The sequence below is a fragment of the Streptomyces sp. NPDC057654 genome (assembly GCF_042800135.1).
Lineage (GTDB): Bacteria > Actinomycetota > Actinomycetes > Streptomycetales > Streptomycetaceae > Streptomyces.
The window spans coordinates 1-2256 of the sequence record NZ_JBHVHQ010001128.1 but is presented as its reverse complement, the minus strand read 5'-3'; the positions used below and the strand labels follow the sequence as shown (position 1 = coordinate 2256).

Sequence of the window (2256 nt, the reverse complement as noted above, 5' to 3'; positions counted from 1 at the left end):
ACTCGAAAGGCCCCGGAGTTCACTCCGGGGCCTTTCGTTCCGTGCGCTGGTCGCGGGTTGCTCACGTGCCGTATTCGGTCTCGTTGCCCTCCGGTATCTGGGGCTGCTCGAGCCGGTGGTCGAAGCGCTCGCCGGCGGGCCTTGTTGTTCCCCGCCCGCGCCGGCCGCACCCGCCAACGCGCCCATGCGTCCGATCAGATCCGCGCCGAATGAAGGTGAAGCCTTCGGCCGCGGCGGCGCTCAGGGCCGTGAACTTCAGCGAGAAAGGCGCAGGTATATGGAAGACGAACCGGGAGGTAATCCCGAAGATCTATCGCGCTGGGTGCGCTCGCTGGTTGCGATCTTGGGTGCGCTGGCCCCGTTCGCAACGTGTGCGGTGATGCTGCTGCGCTAGATTGCCGCAGGTCAGGGGGCGGCTGATGGGCCTTGAGATAGGTCCGACTGCCTCTTAATCAGCCGGACCCACCCAACCCCGCACACGTGCCGGGTCCCTGGTAGCAGCCGGGGGCCCGGCACTTCACGTGTGTGGGCTTCAGCCGCAGTCCGACGTGTAGTTGAACTGCGACTCGTGACCACGATAGCAATGGCGGACGGCCAGCGTGCATGGACCGGATCAGGGCGGAGCCGACCACAGGTGAAGGCTGTCTGCTCCACTGCGCAGAGGGCGGGCGAGCTCATCGGTCATTCGCTGCGGACCAAGAGATTCGGTCGTCGGCCAACAGCTCATGACGACCATGACCGTGTCGTATCGGGCAGAGACGCACGGCACCGTTTCCGGAGTGACTCTGATGCCGTCACAGCGCGAAGAGCACAGCTATGCGCTGCTGCGCGGGCCGGACCATCATGCCAGGGGACCGCCACTGACGTACCTGCTTCCAGCATCGCCGCGCCGCTTCGGTGGAAGGGGGTGCGAGTCATGGAGGTGTTTCTTTCAAGCGGCTCACGGTGAGCGGGAGTTGTTCACGCGGCGCGGGGAACGGTCGAGGTGACCCTCACGTCGGCCCGGGCGAGGACGTCCGCGAGGTGTTGTTGGGCATCGTGCGCGCTGTCGCCGCTGACGACCGCGTACCCGGCGCGGATGTTGTTCGGCGTAGTGCTGGAGGGGGTGAGGGTGGCGGTGTCACCGACGTCGCGCAGCCACTGGAAGTGCTCCAGGTGCTGATCTCTGCCGGGCCGCAGTTCTCGATGGGTGACGATGCCCTCAGCGGGCGGATAGAGCATGCCGATGGCTGCGCTGCGGTCTTCGGTGGGGTGCAGGTCGGGAATGTGGCCGCAGGCGATGGCGGCGGCGGCGCGGGCGAGGTCCACGCCTGTGGCCCTGCGGACCAGATCGCCGATGAGGTCGCCGCCGCAGCGGGCGTTGACCTCGATGAGGCGCGGGCCGTCGGCGGTCAGCCGCATTTCGACGTGCGAGATGCCGTTGGTGATGCCGAGGGCGCGCAGGGCCGCTTCGGCGATCGGCGCCACGGTGGTGAGCAGCGGGTCGCCGGCGGTGACGCAGTGCCCGGTTTCCATGAAGTACGGCTTGAAGCCGAGGGACTTGCGGGTGACGGCGACCGCTGTCGTCACCCCGCGGTAGGTGGCGGTCTCCACCGATATTTCCGGGCCGTCCAGGTACTCCTCCAGCAGCACGCCCTGTCCCTCGGCGCCCTGGTGGGCGGCGCCCGCTTCGGCGATGGCCCAGGTGCGGGGCAGGTCGGTGAGGGCATCGACGCGGACGACGCCGACGCTGCCGGCGTGGGCGGCGGGTTTGAGGACGGCCGGGTAGCCGACGCGCTCGGCCGCCGAGGCTGCGGCGGCCAGGCTGTGCACCCAGGTGGAGGCAGCCGAGGGGACATTGGCAGCGGCAAAACGCTGGCGACTTACGGCTTTGTCGCGGGCCGCGCCGACGGCGTCCGGGACGTTGCCGGGCAGTCCGTAGCGCTCGGCGAGCCGGGCGGCGGCCATCAGGCAGTACTCGTCCCAGGTCAGGACGCCGGCGATGTTCCAGCGCGCGGCCAGGGCGTCGGCGGCGGCGGTCACGGCGAGCGGGTCGGTGAGATCGGCGGTCTCGTGGTCGACGGTGTAGGGCCGCTGCCAGGTCGGGGGCGCGTCGTCGATGAGCAGGAGCGGTGAGTAGGCGGCGGCAGCCTCCATCAGGTAGCGGCGCATCAGCGGCGGGCCGGAGCCGACGATCAGCAGCAGGCGGTGTGACATGGCAACTCCGTAAGTTGTTGGGTGGCCCGGGAGGGCCGGGTGTGGCTTATGGTTTCTTGC

1 protein-coding gene is annotated in these 2256 nt (G+C 69.1%); it reads right to left on the bottom strand.

Annotated features, from left to right (window positions below; genetic code table 11):
- Positions 1-960: 960 nt before the first annotated feature.
- Positions 961-2196 (bottom strand): acetyl-CoA carboxylase biotin carboxylase subunit family protein, encoded by a 1236-nt coding sequence (locus tag ACFU99_RS41230; protein WP_384403217.1) that lies wholly within the window; start codon positions 2194-2196, stop codon positions 961-963.
- Positions 2197-2256 lie beyond the last annotated feature (60 nt).